The organism is Mycobacterium sp. (genome assembly GCF_036490025.1).
Classification (GTDB): Bacteria; Actinomycetota; Actinomycetes; order Mycobacteriales; family Mycobacteriaceae; genus Mycobacterium.
In genome coordinates this window covers 1-2487 of record NZ_DASXEP010000048.1, presented here as the reverse complement: position 1 = coordinate 2487, position 2487 = coordinate 1, and the positions used below count along the sequence as shown (strand labels likewise).

1 protein-coding gene is annotated in these 2487 nt (G+C 67.1%); it reads right to left on the bottom strand.

Annotated features, from left to right (window positions below; translation table 11 throughout):
* Positions 1-2487, bottom strand: a 2487-nt coding sequence (locus VGG53_RS05620) for a bifunctional FO biosynthesis protein CofGH (RefSeq protein WP_331517002.1), incomplete at both ends; no start/stop codon positions are given.

The window sequence follows — 2487 nt, the reverse complement described above, 5'->3', positions numbered from 1 at the left end:
CGGACTGTAGGTGGTGGTGCGTTGGCGGGCCGGACGCCCGATGCCGTCGGCGATCGCCCTCAACTCGGCGACGGATTTGGCTGAGCCGAATTCGGAACCGGCCATCCGCGAGATGGTCTCCTCCATCAGCGTGCCACCGAGATCGTTGGCGCCGCCGTTGAGCATCACCTGGGTGCGCTCGACGCCGAGCTTGACCCAGCTGGTCTGGATCTGAGAGATACGGCCGTGCAACATGATCCGTGCCAACGCGTGCACGGCCCGGTTATCCCGATGGGTCGGCCCCGGCCGGGCCGCGCCGGCCAGATACAGCGGCGAGTTCTGATGCACGAACGGTAGCGGCACGAACTCGGTGAAACCTCCGGTGCGGTCCTGGATATCGCGCAGCACGTTGAGGTGGCCGACCCAGTGCCGCGGGTCGTCGACGTGGCCGTACATCATCGTCGAGGATGACCGCAGGCCGACCTCGTGGGCGGTCGACACGATCTCGATCCACATCGAGGTTGGCAGCTTGCCTTTGGTGAGCACCCAGCGGACTTCGTCGTCGAGAATCTCCGCGGCGGTGCCGGGGATGCTGTCCAGACCGGCCTCGCGCAGGCTGGTCAGCCACTCGCGAACGCTCAAGCCGCTCTTCGTCGCGCCGTTGGCGATCTCCATCGGGGAGAACGCATGCACGTGCATCGATGGCACCCGCTCTTTGACGGCGCGCACCAGATCGGCGTACCCCGTCACGGGCAACTCGGGGTCGATGCCACCCTGCATGCACACCTCGGTGGCGCCCTCGACGTGCGCCTCCCAGGCACGTTGGGCAACCTCGTCCGCCGACAATGAGAATGCGTCGGCGTCGCCTTTGCGCTGTGCGAAAGCGCAAAACCGGCAGCCCGTGTAGCAGATGTTGGTGAAGTTGATGTTGCGGTTCACCACGAATGTCACGTCGTCACCGACCACGTCACGCCGCAACGAATCAGCCAGTGCGGCAACAGCCTCCATGGCCGGGCCGTCAGCGGTGGCCAATGCCAGGTATTCCGCGTCGGTGCAGCCGGCGGGATCGCGTTCAGCCGAGTTCAGCGCGGCGAGCACATCGGTGTCGACACGTTCGGGCGCACTGGCGGCCATATCGTGCACCTGCGCGCGGATCGAATCCCAGTCCCCGAATGCGCTCATCAGATCGCTGCGGGCCTCGGTGTTGCGGCCCTCGACATCGATCGCGACATTCAAGTCGACCCGGCCGGACGATGCCACGTCGTCGGGCTCCTGCCACCGCATGCCCACCGGCTTCACGTCGCGGGCCAACCCGGTCGCCGGATCGGCCAGCGCCGCGACGTGGCCGCGCACCCGCGGGTCGATCCACGCCGACCCGGCCTGGACATACCTGGGCTGCGCGGTCAGCCGCTCCACCAGGTCGTATCCCGCTTGCGCGGTGATGGCGTCGAGATCGTCGAGGGCCGGCCACGGCCGCTCGGGGTTGACGTGATCCGGGGTGAGCGGCGAGACGCCACCCCAGTCGTCTACACCCGCGGCGATCAGCGCCAGGCACTCCTGCGGCGATACCAGATTCGGCGGCGCCTGGACGCGCATCGCCGGGCCGAGGACCAGCCGCGTCACCGCGACCGTGGCCAGGAAGTCGTCGATACCGGCATCGGGCGTCGACGCCATCGCGGTGTGTTCCTTGGCCCGGAAGTTTTGCACGATCACTTCCTGCACATGGCCGAACGCCTTGTGCGACTTACGAATTGCATGCAACGTCTCGGCCCGCTCGGTGAGCGTCTCGCCGATTCCGACCAGTAAGCCGGTGGTGAACGGAATGGACAGCCGACCGGCATCGGTCAACGTGCGCAGGCGAACCTCTGGATCTTTGTCGGGGCTGCCGTAATGGGCCTGACCCTTGGTTTCGAACAACCGCCGCGACGTCGTCTCCAACATCATGCCCATCGACGGCGCCACCGGCTTGAGCCGCGACAACTCCGACCAACTCATCACGCCGGGGTTCAGATGCGGCAACAGCCCGGTTTCCTCGAGCACCCGGATCGCCATCGCCCGCACATAGGACAGGGTGGAGTCGTAGCCGCGCTCGTCCAACCAGTCGCGTGCCTCCGGCCAGCGGTCCTCTGGGCGGTCGCCGAGGGTGAACAGTGCTTCCTTGCAACCCAATTCGGCGCCGCGACGCGCGACGTCGAGGATCTCATCAGGCTCCAGGAACATGCCCATGCCCTGAGCACGCAGCTTGCCCGGCACCATGACGAATGTGCAGTAATTGCAGCTGTCGCGGCACAGATGCGTGACCGGGATGAAGACCTTGCGCGAGTAGCTGACCGGCAGCCGGCCGCGAGCACCACGGCGTCCGGCCGATTCCAGACCGGCATCGCGGACCCGTGCCGCGCTACGACATAGGTCGGCCAGGTCCTCGCCGCGGGCGGACAGCGCGGTGGCTGCCTCGTCGACGTTCAGCAGCACTCCGTCGCGCGCCCGTCGTAGCACCCGCCGTAGCGC